The sequence below is a fragment of the Variovorax sp. Varisp41 genome, from assembly GCF_047325085.1.
Classification (GTDB): Bacteria; Pseudomonadota; Gammaproteobacteria; order Burkholderiales; family Burkholderiaceae_C; genus Variovorax.
Window position 1 is genome coordinate 979,398 of sequence record NZ_CP168541.1, and the last position, 15,587, is coordinate 994,984.

15 protein-coding genes are annotated in these 15,587 nt (G+C 66.4%); 9 read left to right on the forward strand and 6 right to left on the reverse strand.

Annotated features, from left to right (window positions below; all coding sequences use genetic code 11):
* Window positions 1-176 precede the first annotated feature (176 nt).
* From ACEN9J_RS35760 to ACEN9J_RS35770, 3 genes are all read left to right on the forward strand, one after another.
* Window positions 177-2,324: a PQQ-dependent dehydrogenase, methanol/ethanol family gene (locus tag ACEN9J_RS35760; protein WP_413764708.1), complete on the forward strand. Its 2,148-nt coding sequence runs from the start codon at window positions 177-179 to the stop codon at window positions 2,322-2,324.
* A 75-nt stretch (window positions 2,325-2,399) separates the two neighbouring features.
* Window positions 2,400-3,230, forward strand: coding sequence for a helix-turn-helix transcriptional regulator (locus tag ACEN9J_RS35765; protein ID WP_057589945.1), 831 nt, complete (start codon window positions 2,400-2,402; stop codon window positions 3,228-3,230).
* Between the two features lie 581 nt (window positions 3,231-3,811).
* The gene (locus ACEN9J_RS35770; protein ID WP_413764709.1) at window positions 3,812-4,768 is read left to right on the forward strand and encodes an EcsC family protein; all 957 of its coding nucleotides are present in this window, start codon (window positions 3,812-3,814) and stop codon (window positions 4,766-4,768) included.
* Between the two features lie 190 nt (window positions 4,769-4,958).
* Here the strand turns inward: ACEN9J_RS35770 and ACEN9J_RS35775 are convergent, their stop codons facing one another.
* A complete protein-coding gene (locus tag ACEN9J_RS35775) occupies window positions 4,959-5,414 on the reverse strand; it encodes a DUF5990 family protein (RefSeq protein WP_413764710.1) in 456 nt (151 codons plus the stop codon).
* Window positions 5,415-5,643: 229 nt separating this feature from the next.
* On the opposite strand from ACEN9J_RS35775, the gene ACEN9J_RS35780 reads away from it, so the two are divergent.
* Window positions 5,644-5,904, forward strand: coding sequence for an energy transducer TonB (locus tag ACEN9J_RS35780; RefSeq protein WP_409976479.1), 261 nt, complete (start codon window positions 5,644-5,646; stop codon window positions 5,902-5,904).
* A gap of 48 nt (window positions 5,905-5,952) precedes the next feature.
* Here the strand turns inward: ACEN9J_RS35780 and ACEN9J_RS35785 are convergent, their stop codons facing one another.
* Complete coding sequence (locus ACEN9J_RS35785; protein ID WP_413764711.1) at window positions 5,953-6,831, reverse strand: aldo/keto reductase family oxidoreductase; 879 nt, start codon at window positions 6,829-6,831, stop codon at window positions 5,953-5,955.
* 108 nt (window positions 6,832-6,939) lie between these two features.
* On the opposite strand from ACEN9J_RS35785, the gene ACEN9J_RS35790 reads away from it, so the two are divergent.
* Window positions 6,940-7,842, forward strand: a complete 903-nt coding sequence (locus ACEN9J_RS35790; protein WP_261206132.1) for a LysR family transcriptional regulator — start codon at window positions 6,940-6,942, stop codon at window positions 7,840-7,842.
* Window positions 7,843-7,851: 9 nt separating this feature from the next.
* Here the strand turns inward: ACEN9J_RS35790 and ACEN9J_RS35795 are convergent, their stop codons facing one another.
* Entirely contained in the window at window positions 7,852-8,334 is a 483-nt protein-coding gene (locus ACEN9J_RS35795) for an Lrp/AsnC family transcriptional regulator (RefSeq protein ID WP_413764712.1), read from the reverse strand.
* A 248-nt stretch (window positions 8,335-8,582) separates the two neighbouring features.
* On the opposite strand from ACEN9J_RS35795, the gene ACEN9J_RS35800 reads away from it, so the two are divergent.
* Complete coding sequence (locus tag ACEN9J_RS35800; RefSeq protein WP_413764713.1) at window positions 8,583-9,974, forward strand: tryptophanase; 1,392 nt, start codon at window positions 8,583-8,585, stop codon at window positions 9,972-9,974.
* Here the strand turns inward: ACEN9J_RS35800 and map are convergent.
* Window positions 9,971-10,765 carry a type I methionyl aminopeptidase gene (gene map, locus ACEN9J_RS35805; RefSeq protein ID WP_261206136.1) on the reverse strand — a complete coding sequence of 265 codons (795 nt, stop codon included), beginning with the start codon at window positions 10,763-10,765 and terminating at the stop codon, window positions 9,971-9,973. The genes ACEN9J_RS35800 and map overlap by 4 nt on opposite strands.
* A complete protein-coding gene (locus tag ACEN9J_RS35810) occupies window positions 10,762-11,040 on the reverse strand; it encodes a ParD-like family protein (RefSeq protein ID WP_413764714.1) in 279 nt (92 codons plus the stop codon). The genes map and ACEN9J_RS35810 overlap by 4 nt, the downstream gene beginning before the upstream one ends.
* Before the next feature lie 657 nt (window positions 11,041-11,697).
* Here ACEN9J_RS35810 and ACEN9J_RS35815 point away from each other — a divergent pair.
* Window positions 11,698-12,441, forward strand: coding sequence for a hypothetical protein (locus ACEN9J_RS35815; protein ID WP_413764715.1), 744 nt, complete (start codon window positions 11,698-11,700; stop codon window positions 12,439-12,441).
* A 43-nt stretch (window positions 12,442-12,484) separates the two neighbouring features.
* Window positions 12,485-13,321 carry a hypothetical protein gene (locus ACEN9J_RS35820; protein WP_413764716.1) on the forward strand — a complete coding sequence of 279 codons (837 nt, stop codon included), beginning with the start codon at window positions 12,485-12,487 and terminating at the stop codon, window positions 13,319-13,321.
* A 71-nt stretch (window positions 13,322-13,392) separates the two neighbouring features.
* Here ACEN9J_RS35820 and ACEN9J_RS35825 read toward each other — a convergent pair whose 3' ends face one another.
* Complete coding sequence (locus tag ACEN9J_RS35825; RefSeq protein ID WP_413764717.1) at window positions 13,393-14,298, reverse strand: LysR substrate-binding domain-containing protein; 906 nt, start codon at window positions 14,296-14,298, stop codon at window positions 13,393-13,395.
* Window positions 14,299-14,446: 148 nt separating this feature from the next.
* On the opposite strand from ACEN9J_RS35825, the gene ACEN9J_RS35830 reads away from it, so the two are divergent.
* Window positions 14,447-15,580, forward strand: a complete 1,134-nt coding sequence (locus ACEN9J_RS35830) for a C45 family autoproteolytic acyltransferase/hydolase (RefSeq protein ID WP_413764718.1) — start codon at window positions 14,447-14,449, stop codon at window positions 15,578-15,580.
* The last annotated feature ends 7 nt before the right edge of the window (window positions 15,581-15,587 follow it).

Here is a 15,587-nt window from a genome sequence, read left to right on the forward strand (position 1 = left end):
GGGGTAATCCCGGGGTCTTCCTCAAAGCCCGGCGCGCCGCCCTCCTGCGGCAAACCCTATCGCGAAAGCTCGCGATAGCCAGGCGGGCGAGCGCTTTCCAGAATCCCGGGGGCCGCTGCCCTGCCCTCGCCGGCCCCGGCCCCCTCACAACAACCGACAAAAAACCAGGAGACACGATGCCTCACCGCCTTCCGCCCGCTCTCACCGGCCTCCGCCCGCCTGCGCGCCTCGCACTGCTGCTGGCCGGCTGCGCCCTCGCCGGCGCGGCCGCGGCCCAGGCCGTGGACGGCGCGCGCATCGCCGCGGCCGATCGCGAGCCGGGCAACTGGATGAGCCACGGCCGCACCTACGACGAGCAGCGCTTCAGCCCGCTCGCGAAGATCAACGACCGCAACGTCGGCAAGCTCGGCATGGCCTGGACCTACAAGCTCGACGTCGACCGCGGCGTGGAGGCCACGCCGATCGTGGTCGACGGCGTGATGTACACCACCGGCGCCGAGAGCATCGTCTACGCGCTCGACGCGCGCACCGGCAAGCTCTTGTGGCGCCACGACCCCAAGGTCAACGCCGAGTCGCTGAGCCAGGGCTGCTGCGACGTGGTGAACCGCGGCGTGGCCGTGTGGAAGGGCCGGGTCTACGTCGGCGCCTTCGACGGCCGGCTGATCGCGCTCGACGCGCGCACCGGCGAGCAGGTCTGGTCGGTCGACACCGTGCTCGACAAGACCAAGAGCTACACCATCACAGGCGCGCCGCGCATCGTGAAGGGCAAGGTGCTGATCGGCAACGGCGGCGCCGAGTTCGGCGTGCGCGGCTACGTGACCGCCTACGACGCCGAGACCGGCCAGCAGGCCTGGCGCTTCTTCACCGTGCCCGGCGACCCGGCCCAGCCGCCCGAGAACAAGGCCATGGCCATGGCGATGAAGACCTGGTCGGGCAACGGCTGGGTCAAGTGGGGCGGCGGCGGCACGGCCTGGGACTCCATGGCCTACGACCCCGAGCTCAACCTGCTGTACATCGGCACCGGCAACGGCTCGCCCTGGAACTACCAGTTCCGCAGCGAGGGCAAGGGCGACAACCTGTTCCTGTCGTCGATCGTCGCGCTCGACCCCGACACCGGCGACTACGTCTGGCACTACCAGACCACGCCGGCCGACCGCTGGGACTACACCGCCACCCAGCACATCGTGCTGGCCGACCTGCGCATCGACGGCAAGCTGCGCAAGGTGCTGATGCAGGCGCCAAAGAACGGCTTCTTCTACGTGCTCGACCGCACCGACGGCAAGCTGATCTCGGCGAAGAACTACGTGCCGGTCAACTGGGCCTCGCACATCGACCTGAAGACCGGCCGGCCGGTGGAGACCGGCGCCGGCAACTACGGGCCCGGCGAGCAGAAGAAGCTCGTGATCCCGGCCTTCCTCGGCGGCCACAACTGGCACCCGATGTCCTTCAACCCGAAGACCGGCCTCGTCTACCTGCCCGCGCAGGAGACCATGGCCGAGCTCGAGGCGCAGAAGGAGCCGCTGTTCCTGCCGACCAAGTCGGTGGTCAACCTCGGCCTGGAGGTGCCCGAGCTGCCCGAGGACCCGAAGATCGAGGCCCAGATCCGCGGCGCCTGGAAGGGCCGCCTGCTGGCCTGGGACCCGGTGCGCCAGAAGGCCGCGTGGTCGCACGACTACGCCAGCGCCTGGAACGGCGGCACCCTGAGCACCGCGGGCAACCTCGTGTTCCAGGGCACGGCCGATGGCCGCGCCGTGGCCTACGCGGCCGACAACGGCAAGCAGCTCTGGCAGAGCCCCGTCAACAGCGGCGCCATGGCCGGCCCGATCAGCTACGAGGTCGACGGCGAGCAGTACGTGAGCTTCATGGTCGGCTGGGGCGGCGCCTTCCCGCACATCACCGGCCCGATCTCGCTGAGTGCCCGTGTGCGACCCGAGGCACGTGTCGTCACCTTCAAGCTCGGCGCCAGCCAGAAGCTGCCGCCCGCCAAGCTGGCACCCGCGCTGCCACGCGCCGCCGACGTGCCGCCGCTCACCGCCTCGGCCGAGCAGATCAAGCAGGCGCGCCTCATGTTCAACGGCCTGTGCGGCTCCTGCCACGGCCTCAATGCCGTCAGCGGCGGCGTCGTGCCCGACCTGCGCTACATGAAGCCCGAGCAGCACGAGCTGTTCGCCGCCACCGTCAGCGGCGCGCGCATCAACCGCGGCATGCCGGGCTTCGCGGGCGTGCTCAAGCCCGAGGACATGCAGCTGCTGCACCAGTACGTCATCAAGCGCACCCACGACCTCAGCGCGGAGATCGCGGCCACGCGGCCGGCCGCCAAGTAGGCAAACCCCATGCCGACGCCCTGCCCGGACTGGCTATCATCCGGCCGACCTGGATGTGCAGTCGGAGATGGGCGCATGAACGACGAAGAGCTGATGGCCGCGCAACGCCAGTTGCGCCGAAGCCTGCTGGATGGCCACGGTGCCCTGCGCTGGCGGCCCGCGCGCGACCTGGCCGCGCACCTCCTGCTGCATCTCGACGAACCCGACGACTGCTGGCGCTTCGCCGCCGGCTGGCTGCGCGAGGCCTTCGACGCCGACCGCGTCGACTGCGGCTTCGGCCGCCCCGACGAAGCCTGCTACCGCCCCCAGGCCGAGGCCTTGCGCCGCGACCGCGACGTGCCCTCGGTCATCGGCCTCGCCATCGACGCCGCCGACTGCGGCGTGCAAACCGTCTGGCACGCGCACGGCGTGGTGGTGCTGCGCGACGTCGAGCAGGAGCGCCGGCTTGGCCACGGCACGCGCGCCGAGTTGCTGCGCATGGGCACGCGCGTGAAGATGGCCGCGCCGATCATGGACCGCACGCGCCCGCTGGGGCTGATGTGCGTCGACTGGATGGATGCCTGCGAGCCGGCGCGCGACGAGCGCTGGGCGCGCTTCGAGGAGATTGCGGCGGTGGTGCTGGGGCCGGTGATGAGTGCGGCGCAGCGCGTGGCCAGCGGTGCGCAGCGGGATGTGGGCCGACCGGTACATGGCGGGGATGCGATCGATCTGCTCGAGAGCCTGACGCCGGCTGAGCGCACGGTGGCTCGGCTGGCGGTTGATGGGTTGAGCTACAAGGAGATTGCGCGGCGGCTCAATCGGTCGTTCTCCACCGTGGATCACCAGTTGCGCAGTGCGCGGAGCAAGCTGGGGGTGAGTTCTACGGCGCGGTTGGTGAATTTGATGTCGGGGACGCGGGCGCATTGAGCGAGATCGAGGCAAGGTAGCTGTCACTGCCAGCCGATATCGGGCTTCCTGACTTGTAGATCGAATCTTCTGCAGGCGACAGTTCCTTTGACAACGACGATGCGCAAGACTGGCCGATCGAATGCTCGAGATCGGGGGGCACACGCCATATCCGCCGCGATCGATGCAGCATTGCGTCCTGGTTACTCTGTAGATTGCCAACCAGAAAAGGCAATGTCACTGGGCGCGCAGCTAAAAGCTGTGATCTGCCTTGAGGCAGAAGCCGGCCAGCGCCGCTGGGTCAGTTCACCCCGTCAGCGCTCAACACATGACCATCGACATCAAGCTCAAAATGGCGGGGCTTCCTATGAATCAGGACCCCTCATGTTGCGCTGTGCCAGGGTCATGGTACCAGACAGGACACGATGGAGCACGACAGAATGCGGCCAATATCGGACATCAACTCAAACCTGACCGTGGTGCTAATTCAGATTGCCGGGTTTCGTGGCTGCGCTATCTGTGCAGAGATATAACAACCCTACGTCGACAGTTGACCAAAGGAATTATCTGACAGAATCGATGTTCTCGGTGTCAAATTTATCGTGCAGAATCTGCCCGACACAGAAAATCAACCAACGTTGGGAGATAAGCTCTTGTTGTCAGAATACGAAAAGCGCGCGCTCACACAGATCCACGCATGGAAGAATCCGCAACAAACGTGGTTTGACACCGCGATGGTGTATGTAAACAAGCCTCTTGCACTTGCAGGCCAAGCCGTGGATAAAATTCCGGGCTTCACAGACACTTGTTCCAAGGCTGCGAATGGCGTTGTTGGATTGGTCAACGATGCATCTCAGTGGTCCGTCAGACCGGGCGCGATTCTCAAAGATCTATCTGACGTATCCAGAAAGGAAATAACGCAAATAGAACAGATTTCTTCGCTTGATCTTCAAATAATTGACAAGACGATCGGCTGGTTGGATACGAAGTATGAAGGTATCGCTTTGGTTGAGGGAGCCGCTGCTGGAGGAGTTTCTACAATCAACCCGCTGGTGGCACTGGCAGCAATCCCTGCCGACCTCGTGGCCCTTCTGGGAATGAATCTTCGCGCGATCGGAGAGTACGGAACCTATTGCGGCTTTGACATGTCCTCCCAAGAAGAGCGCCTCTTCTCATTGAATATTCTGGCGCTCGCTTCCAGCACTACTGATAGCGGCAAACAGGTTGCGCTATCGCATCTTGTGAAGATCGCACAAGATGTAGCAAAGAGGAAGACATGGGACCAATTGGAAAAAAGCGTTTTTGTTCAAGCCGTTGCCTCCATAGCAAAAGCCCTTGGCATTAACCTCACAAAGGCAAAGCTGGCGAACGTGATCCCCATTGCTGGTGCAGCCATCAGTGGCGGATTTAATGCCTACTACACCGACAAAGTTTGCAAAGCAGCGTTCTACCTTTATCGGGAGCGATTCTTGGCGATGAAACACAGTGCGGAAGCGATCGAGATCACTGTCGAGCCAGCCAGGAGCGATGTCTGGAGCTCGGATGAAACTGATAGCTAACAGTTCATTGGCCCGACGCCGCTTCGTGGCTCGACCTGATTCTGGTGTCTGGCGCGTGCATCTGAAGTTCGGAGATCTCTTGCGTTAGGCGTGAATCCTCGGCCGAGGCCTTACCTCGGCATTTCAAATGACCTGCCGCTCGGATCGCCTCATGTGACTGCTGGCAGAAGCCCGAAGCCCTTTCATCGGCTCAATCCGACCGCATCACCATTTGCCAAGAAATCTGCGGCGCCCGAACACTCGCGCACACCGGCCCCCCATCCTTCATCGTTCCTTCGATGCATGCCTCGATCGCGGCATTCGGGTCGCCCGCTGCGCGCTCCACCAGCGCGATCGGAATATCGGCCAGCTTGATCTTCGCCCTTCGCTGCCACGGCGTTCCCGTCTGCCCCGCGGACAACCCAGAGTTCACGTACACGAATCGATCTGCGGGCGTGCCTTGCGCGAAAGGGCCCCGGAAGTTGGGAGAACCATCGGCGAGTGAGGGGCCAAGTGTCAGCGTGATGGCGAGAGACACCGAGTCCGCAGTCGCGAGGAATGGCCTCACCAACTCATTGCGCCCGCGCTGCACGGCAAAGTCGACGCCCGGCAGCGGCGACTGCAGCGTGAGAATGAGTTGGAGGTTTGCTCGGTGGTCGGTCCGCATGGGGCTGCAGTTTAGAGGCGACCTCGGCGCTGGCGCGCGCGAGATTGGCACATCGAACATCGTCGAGACAGAATCCCCGATCTCCCCAAAAGACTCGAGCACCCGGAATGCTCGTCCGCCTCCCATGACAAGACTGATTCACGCCCTGGCTTTGCTCGCCGTGCTGGGCGGTTGTGCGTCCGGTGCAAAACCTCCGCCGGAGGCCATGCCCGCGATCCCAAGCCCCTTCATGTCCGTGTGTCGAGACTTGGGAACGCCCATATTTCCCACACTTGTCTTTCCGCGAGCGGCCCGCGAAGCCCGGCAGGATGGCTGGGTCATCCTGGAACATGACGTGGCCGATGGACGAATGACCAACATACGGGTGATCGCATCGAGCCCCCAGGGCATGTTCGAGGAATCGGTGACCACCTGGGCACCGTCTGTCTACTTTCCATTGCGAAAGGATGGGCGAGGATGTCGTCGGCCGTTCGTGTTCCACAACCAATAGAGGTCTTTGACTTTTCTGGAACACAGAGCAGGCATCGACGCCCGTCCTTCAGTGCCTTGCCCCAGCGCCGATGGTGTCCAGCCGCGCCACAGCCTCGGCCGGCAACTTCAGCCCGGCCGCCGCCAGGTTCTCCCGCAGATGCCCCAGCGACGAAGTCCCCGGAATCAGCAGCAGGTTCGGCGAGCGCTGCAGCAGCCAGGCCAACGCCACCTGCATCGGCGTGGCCCCGAGTTCACCCGCCACATCCGACAGCACCCCCGACTGCAGCGGCGTGAAGCCCCCGAGCGGGAAGAAGGGCACATAGGCAATGCCCTCGCGCGCCAGCTTCTCGACCAGCGCGTCGTCGCCGCGGTTCGCGAGGTTGTACATGTTCTGCACGCCGACGATCGGCACGATGCGCTGGCCGTCGTCGACCTGCTTCGCGGTCACGTTGCTCAGGCCGATGTGGCGGATCAGGCCCTGCTGGCGCAGCTCGGCGAGCGCGGTCAAAGGCGCCTCGAGCGAGCCTTCGGCCGGTCCGTGCACGCCCAGCATGCTGCGCATGTTGACGACATCGAGCACATCGAGGCCGAGGTTGCGCAGGTTGTCGTGCACCGCCTGGCGCAGCTCGGCCGGCGAGGCCGCGAGGTTCCACGAGGCGTCGGCCCCGCGCGTGGCACCCACCTTGGTGACGATGGTCAGGTCGTCGCGGTACGGGTGCAGCGCCTCGCGGATGATCTGGTTGGTGACGTGCGGGCCGTAGAAATCGCTGGTGTCGATGTGGTCCACGCCGGCCTCGAGCGCGGCGCGCAGCACCGCGACGGCGGCGGCGCGGTCCTTCGGCGGGCCGTAGACGCCGGGGCCGGCGAGCTGCATGGCGCCGTAGCCGAGACGCTTCACGTCGCGGCTGCCGAGGCGGAAGGTGGAGATGGTGTCGAGCGGGTTCATGGGCTTTCCTTTCAGGTTGAAGCTGAATGTAGGCACCGCGGCGGCGTACGATAAGCCGGCTCAATGCGCACGGGTCGTGCGGAAAAACGAACAATCGAAAGACAGGCGATGACGGAACAGCTCGGCGATCTGGCGGTCTTCGTGGCGGTGGCGCGCGCGGGCGGCTTTCGCGAGGCGGCGCGGCTGCAGAGCGTGAGCGCCTCCAGCCTCAGCGCGGCGGTGCGCCGGCTCGAAACGCGACTGGGCGTGCGCCTCCTGCATCGCAGCACCCGCAGCGTGGTGCCCACCGAGGCCGGCGCGCGGCTGCTCGACCGGCTCGGGCCGGCGCTCGGCGAGGTCGAGGCCGCGCTCGACGTGGTCAACGGCTTTCGCGACAAGCCCGCGGGCACCCTGCGGCTCAACGTGCCCGCGAGCGCCTCGCGGCTGGTGCTGCCCGCGATCGTGCCGCCCTTTCTCGCGGCCTATCCCGAGATCCTGCTCGAGGTGGTGGTCGAAGAGAGCTTCGTCGACGTGCTGGCCGCGGGCTGCGATGCGGGCATCCGCTACGAGGAACGGCTCGAGCAGGACGTGATCGCGATCCCGATCGGCCCGCGCCGCCAGCGCATGGCGACCGCGGCCTCGCCGGCCTACCTCGCGGCGCACGGCCGCCCCATGCATCCGCGCGACCTGCTGCAGCACGCCTGCCTGCGCGGGCGCTTCGCGAGCGGCGCGATGGCGGGCTGGGAATTCGAGCGCGAGGGCGAGGTGGTGACGGTGGATGTCGATGGGCCGTTGATCGTGCGCCTGGGCGGCGGTGTCGAGCTCGCGGTCGACACGGCGGTGGCCGGCATCGGCGTGATCCACCTGTTCGAGGAGTGGCTGCAGCCGCAACTGGCGAGCGGCGCGCTGGTGCCCGTGCTCGAGGACTGGTGGCAGCCCTTCACCGGGCCCTTTCTCTACTACCAGGGGCGCGAGCGGCTGCCGGCGCCTCTGCGTGCCTTCGTCGACTTCGTGCAGTCGCGACGCGGCTGAGGTCGCGCTTCAGCCGCCGGCCTGCGCCAGCGGCAGCGCCGCGCCACCCTTCAGTTCCTCGAGGCACACGCTCGAACGCACCATGCTCACGCCGGGCAGCGCCGAGAGCTTCTCGGTCAGGAAGGTGCTGAGCGCCTCGAGGTCGCGCGCGATCACCTTGAGCACGTAGTCGACGTCGCCCGTCACCGAGTGGCATTCGAGCACGTCGGGCAGTTGCGTCACGGCCTGTCGGAAGCGCTTGAAATCGCGCACGTGGCCGCGCTCCATCGCGATGTGGACGAAGGCCATCACGCGCAGGCCCACGGCCGCGGGCCGCAGCCGCGCCTCGTAGCGCGCGATCACGCCCTCCTCCTCGAGCCGGTGATGCCGGCGGCTGCATTGCGCGGGCGAGAGCCCGACCGCGGCCGCGAGCTCGAGGTTGGAGATGCGGCCTTGGCCCTGCAGCACCTCGAGCATGCGGGTGTCCATCGAGTCCAGCGATACGGGTTGCAAGATGTTCTCCTGTTTGGTTGGAATGACGAAAGGACTTTTCTTCTTCGAGGGGCGATCCCCAGGCGAGATGAAAACCCATTGCACGAGCCGGACGAAAGAATCGTTGCGAGCTCGACCCAGGGGCGAGAGCAGGCGAGACATCTTCTCTCGACAGGCAACGAATGCGCAACTGCATTGCATCGCCATTCGCGAACGCCCCGGGGTCGGCCATCCGATCCATCCGCACCGAGCTTCGACCAGGAGAACCCATGAAGCGCATCCCCGAACCGTTCCGCATCAAGACCATCGAGCGCATCGCCCTGACCAGCCGCGCGCACCGCGAGCAGGCCCTGCTCGACGCGGGGCTCAACCCCTTCCTGCTGCGCAGCGACGACGTCTTCATCGACCTGCTGACCGACAGCGGCAGCGGCGCGATGAGCGACCGCCAGTGGGCCGCGATGATGGCGGCCGACGAGGCCTATGCCGGCAGCCGCAGCTACTACCGGCTCGCCGACACCATCGAGAAGGTCTTCGGCCATCGCCACACCGTGCCCGCGCACCAGGGCCGCGGGGCGGAGCAGCTGCTCTACCCCGAGCTCGTGAAGCGCCGCGGCGCGAAGCAGCCGGTGTTCCTGTCGAACTTCCACTTCGACACCACCAAGCTCCACATCGAGCTGGCCGGCGCGCGCGCGCTCAATGCGCTGACGAAGGAGGCGCTGGACACCGCCACCTACCACGACTGGAAAGGCAACTTCGACCTCGACGAACTCGCGCGACTCATCGAGACGCACGGCGCGGCCAACGTGGTGGCGCTGGTAGCCACCGTGACCTGCAACACCAGCGGCGGCCAACCGGTCTCGCTGGCCAACCTGCGCGCGGCCTCGCAACTCGCGCGCGAGGCCGGCATCCCGGTGGTGATCGACGCCACGCGCTTCGCGGAGAACGCCTGGTTCATCCACGAGCGCGAGGCCGGCCAGGCGCAGCGCGACGTGCCCGGCATCGTGCGCGACATGATGGCCTGCGCCGACATCGCGGTGATGTCGTCGAAGAAGGACGGGCTGGTCAACATCGGCGGCTTCTGCAGCTTCCGCGACGACCAGGACCTGTTTCGCGCCGTGCAGGAACGCTGCGTGGTCAGCGAGGGCTTCATCACCTACGGCGGCCTCGCGGGCCGCGACATGGAGGCGCTCGCGGTCGGCCTCGAGGAGGCCATGGATGCCGACTACCTGCGCTACCGCGTCGGCCAGGTTGCCTACCTCGGCGAGCGGCTGCGCGCGCAGGGCATCCCGATCCAGCATCCGACCGGCGGGCATGCGGTGTTCGTCGACGCGGCCGCGCTGCTGCCGCACCTGCCGGCCGACAGCTTTCCGGCCCATGCGCTCGCCTGCGAGCTGTACCTCGAAGCGGGCGTGCGCGCGGTGGAGATCGGCTCGCTGCTGCTCGGGCGCGATCCCGCCACCGGGTTGCAGGAGGAGGCGCCGCTCGAATCGATGCGGCTCACGATCCCGCGGCGCGTCTACACCAACCACCACATGGACTACGTGGCCGACGCGCTGGCCAAAGTGGCCCGGCGCGCCCCGCGCATCCGCGGCATGGCCTTCACCTACGAGCCGGCGCTGCTGCGCAACTTCACGGCGCGTTTTCGCTGGGCCGACAACTAACCGATGGGCGGGTAGCTGCCCGTGCCCTCGGGCCAGGGCGTCAGCACCTCGAAGCCGTCCTCGGTCACCGCGACCATGTGCTCCCACTGCGCCGACAGCGAATGGTCGCGCGTGACCACGGTCCAGCCGTCGGGCAGCTCGCGCGTCTCGCGGCGGCCCGCGTTGATCATCGGCTCGATGGTGAAGACCATGCCGGGCGCGAGCCGCAGGCCTTCGCCGGGCCGGCCGTAGTGCAGCACCTGCGGATCGTCGTGATAGATCTGCCCGATGCCATGGCCGCAGTACTCGCGCACCACGCTGAAACGCTCGCGGTGCGCCACGCTCTGGATCGCATGGCCCACGTCGCCCAGCGTCGCGCCCGGGCGCACGGCCAGGATGCCGGCGCGCATGGCCTCGTAGGTGGTCTCGACCAGCCGGCGCGCGAGCGGGCTCGGCTCGTCGACGAAGTACATGCGGCTGCAGTCGCCGAACCAGCCGTCCTTGATCACGGCCACGTCGATGTTGACGATGTCGCCCTTCTTCAGCGTCTTCTGCGCCGAGGGAATGCCGTGGCAGACCACGTGGTTGACGGAGGTGCATACCGTCTTCGGGAAGCCCTTGTAGCCCACGTTGGCCGGGATCGCGTGCTGCACGTTGACGATGTAGTCATGGCAGAGGCTGTCGAGCTCCCCGGTGGTGACGCCGGGCTTCACGTACGCGCCGATCATCCGCAGCACCTCGGCCGCGAGATGCCCGGCCTTGCGCGACAGCGCGATCTGCTCGGGCGTCTTCAGGGGCACGGCCATGTTCATTGCACGACCTTCGCCGCCCGCCCCGCCGCGCGGCCAGGTGGCCGCGGCGCGTGCGGCTCGCTCGGCGCGCAGGCCATCGCGAGGTCGAGCCCGCCGGCCATCTCGGCGCGCACCAGCAGCTGGCACAGCTCGCGGTGATCGAGGTCGGGGTGCAACTCGGCGAGCATGCCGATGCGCATCCAGTGCTCGGCCTGCGCGTTGATGGAACGGCTCAGCGCGGTGCCCGCGACGCGCAGGTTCTCGTGCATGAGGTCGGAGATCTTGACGATGCCCATGGTGTTGGATCTATATGAAATGTATACGAATCATATAACAACACTGCCCATCGACGCAAACCACGGCGCGTCCGAACCCTTCGATCCCTGCGTCGATTTCTCGGCAGAAATGCAAATAAATATTTTCCAAACACATCTAATTATCTGTGCAATCATTTTTAATTAATTGATCAATCGAAAACCAATTCACATTGCCCGCCAAGAAATAAGTTGTCTTTTTGCAATCGCTTCAAAGAAATTTCACCCATTCACCCGGCGATTCGTGACTCTTCACACGAAATCCATCAGTTATCGAATAACGCCTCTCATCGAATCCAGACAATCCGACGTCGCCGCGTTTGGAAACAATTCCGGCGCAAATACAGGAATCGGAAAACCTGAATCGTGAGCGGCCCATCGCATCGTGGCGCTCTCGATACGCAGGACGAGCGCCGATGCGATTTTTCAACCACAGAGGGAATGGGAATGACGAGAACGAAAAAGAACAGGATTGCAACCGTGGCAGCCTTGCTCGTGCTGGGTACGCTCCATGGGTGCGGAGGAGGTGGGGGAGGCAGCGGCGGGGTGGGAATACCGCTGTTGCCACCGGTACCCGGCGCCTCACAGCCTCCCGCGCCGCCACCACCGCCACCCGCACCCGGGCCGAACCGCGAGCCCATGCCAGGCAGCGAACCGCTGCCGTCGCTGAATTCGCCCCAGGCCGGATCGACAGCCGCGGTGGGCAACGACAGCGAAGGCATCTATGCCTCGCTGCTCGATATCACGCTCATCGGAGCCGATGGCTCGATCGCGAGCAAGGACAACATCGGAACCCTGTGGGGATCGCTCGACATCACGGGACTGGATTGGTCCTTCCATCCGGACACGCAGTACTACTTCATCGATGCGTCGCCCGTGACGGGCTCGGGCAGCTTCACACCCAAGAAGTCGATGAAGGGAACGTATGCCTATGGCGACCGCCCCTCCGCGACATTCGGACCGATGAGCTATGCCGTCGAGAACGCATTGGCCGTGTCGCAGGACAGCGTGGCCGGGAAGTGGGCCAATCCGGATGGCAGCTTCGGAATCAGCATTTCGATCGAAGTCGACGCCTTCGGCAAGTTCACCGGCAAGACCTCCGGCGTGCAGGTCGGGAATTGCAGCATTTCGGGAACGGTGTCCCACGCGCAGCCCGACACCTACAAGAACATGTACGGATTCCAGATGAGCGCGGTCGATACCGCCGCCGATGGCAAGAACGCCTGCAAGCTCAAGACGGATCGTCCCTACATGGGGCCCGCCGCCATCGTCCTCACGCCTGCCGGCGCCTACGACAGCAACGGCTACTTCCGCAGCCTCTTCTTCCTGGCTCGCACGAGCAACGGCGCCACCTTGGCCGCCGGGTTGCGCAAGCAGCCATAGCGAGGACGAGCGATCGCGCCGCAAGAACGACAAGGAGGCTCGAATGAAGACACCAAGAGAAGAAAAGCGCACGGGCACCACCGTCCTGCGACCGGGCGCGCTCTGCCTGGCGCTTCTGCTGTGCGCCTGCACCACCCAGCCGCCGCTGACGGCGACGCAGCCCGAGGAGGCCGCGGCCTCCGCCCCCGCGCTGGACAGCTACGTCGCGGCGGACGGCATCGTGCCCGTGGGCACGACAAGGCTGCATTTGCGGGGCAGCAAGTATCCCGACGGCTTCGAACAGTTGCGCGTGGTGCGCCGCGATCACGCCGGCCGGGCCGTCGCGACGCAGGTGGCGCTCCAGGTCGGGCTCGCGGCCGTGACCGGCGGTCGGGCGCTGGCCGTGCAGGGCTTCTCCAAGGAGGAGCTCGCGGGCGACACCATCCCCGAACTGGCTTCGCAACCTTGGGCGGCCAATCCCGGCATGAAGGAACTGCCCGAAGCCCTGGGCGAGATGGCGACCCGTGTCTACGCGGCCCGGGCGTGGAAAGAACTGGAGCGCGGCCGTAGCGAAAGCGGATGGACGCACGAAGACATGGTCGCCGCCGCGCAGCTGCCCGCGCAGGCCGACGCGCCGGTCAGTCCCGGCGCGTGGCATCTGATCTACGAGAACCTGTCGGGCAAGGACGATCTGTACCGCCTGCAGTTCAGCGCCACGCTGGATCTGGCAAGCCCACGTTTCGGCCTTCCTCCGATGCCGGCCGGCTGCCGCTACCAATCCGAGCCGGTCGCTTGGAAAGCCTGGCAGAGCAACGACTGGCAGCGCTTGCGCGAGGAACGCGCCAAGGCGCTGGCGCAGTGCGTGGAGACGCTGGGTCAAACCAGGGCGCGCCTGTGGTGACCTGCGTCTCCACGCCGCCGGGTTGATGCCCGGCGGCGGGAACGTCGCAAGCCTCTACCCTTTCGTCTCCCTCAAAGCCCCGCCCCCGCCGCCGGCTTCATGCGCCGCAGGTGCGCCAGCATCTCCTCGCGCACCACCCCCGTCACGTGGCTGCGCTTGCCGTTCTCGAGCATGCCGAGCCGCCGCGCCACGGGCCGCCCCGGCAGGTGCAGCACGCACAGCGCGGGATCACTCTCCCAGTCGAAGTTCTTCAGCAGCGGCGCCATGGTGAAGCCCACGTTCTTGCGCACCAGTTCCGCGATGGCCAGCAGCGAGTTGAGTTCGAGGAACTCCTTCGGCACGTACTGCAGCCGCCGCAGGATCTTGTCGATGCGCGCGCCGGTCGGCGTGCGGCGATCGAAGCGGATGAAGGGATGGTTCGCGAACAGGCTCGCGATCGGCGTCTCGGCCGAGGCGATGCCCGAGTTGGCGATGACGGTCAGCGCCTCGTCGTAGCAGGGCGTCCACAGGAGGCCCGGCACCTCGGGCCACTGGCGCTCGACCACCACGGCCGCGTCGAGCTCGCCGCTGATCACGTCCTGCATCAGCTGCGTCTGCTCGCGCACGCGCAGCTCCACCTCGAGGTTCGGATGCAGCGACTTCAACACCGCCAGCGTGCTCGACAGCAGCCCCATCGCGGAGATCAGCGAGCCGAGCTTGATGGTGCCGGCGATCTGGCGCTGGTCCTGCAGGTCGCGCCGCATCGACTCGTACTGCGCGAGCAGCTCCTCGGCGCGCGGCAGCAGCAGGTGACCGGCCGGGCTCAGCGCCATGGTGCGGCCGGTCTTGTCGAACAGCGACTTCTTCATCTCGGCCTCGAGCGCGCGCATCTGCTGGCCGACGGCCGCCTGCGTCAGCGCGACCTGGTCGGCCGCGGCCGCGAACGAGCCGCCGCGGGCCGCGGCGACGAAGGTGCGCAGGAAACGGATGGTGCTCATGGGACCTGGACGATAAATAAATCCTTTATTAACTCTAAACGATTTTTAAATTTATTTTTTCCTGTGCCTGCCAAACAATGCGGGCCATCGCCACCGCCGCGCCGTTCACTACCGCCTTCGCGCGGCAGGCCGATGACAAACCAACGCCATGACCACCCCTGAATACTTTCCCCTCGTCGATGTTTCCGGCACGCCGCATGCGCGCGGCGTGCAGCACGGCCGCGCGGTGCCCGAGCGCGTGGCCGGCGGCATCGCGCTCTACCGCGCCCAGCTGGGCCGCCGCGGCCTGGACGACGCCACCATCCGCCAGCTCGCGCAATCGATGCTGCCGGTGATCGCGGCCTACGACGCGAGCTACCTCGAGGAGATGCGCGGCATCGCCGAAGGCGCGGGCGTCGCGCTCGAGGACGTGGTGATGATCAATTGCCGCACCGAGATGCTGTTCGGCTATGCCGACATGAAGCAGGCCACCGCACCGGCCATCGATGCCGCATCGAGCGAGGACGGCGACTGCACCGGCCTCGTGGTGCTGCCCGCGCGCTCGGCCAGCGGCCGCCTGATGCATGCCCACAACTGGGACTGGCGCCAGGAATGCGTCGACACCGGCATCGTGCTGCGCATCCGCGCCGAGAACGGCCCCGACATCCTGAGCTTCACCGAGGCCGGCGCGCTCGCGCGCCACGGCTTCAACAGCCATGGCGTGTCGCTGACCGGCAATTCGCTGACCTGCGACGAGGACTTCCGCAAGGGCCCGGGCGTGCCGCTGGTGCTGCTGCGCCGCCGCGTGCTCGAAGCAGCAAATCTCGCGCAGGCGATGAAGACGATCTGGGCCTCGAAGCGCTACTGCGCCAACAACATGATCCTCGCGCAGGCCAGCGGCAACGACGGCTCGGGCATCAGCCTCGAGACCTCGCCCGGCGAGATCTTCTGGACCCTGCCCGAGAACGACCTGCTGGTGCATGCCAACCACTGGATGTCGCCCGCGGCCACGCTGAAGCTGCGCGACCCCGGCCTGCCGCAGCGGCCCGACAGCATCTACCGCCAGCACCGCGTGGATAACGCGCTGCGCCGTGTCGAGGGCCGCATCGACTGGAGCGACGTCAAGGCCGCGCTGGCCGACGAGTTCGGCAAGCCCGACGGCGTGCTGCGCACGCCCAAGCCCGCGGACTTCAGCAGCATCTCGGCCACCGTGGCCACCACCCTGATGGACGCGGCCAACCGCGTGATGTGGGTGGCGCGCAAGCCCTACGAGGCGCGCCACTTCCGCGAATACACGCTGTAGTCCCTTC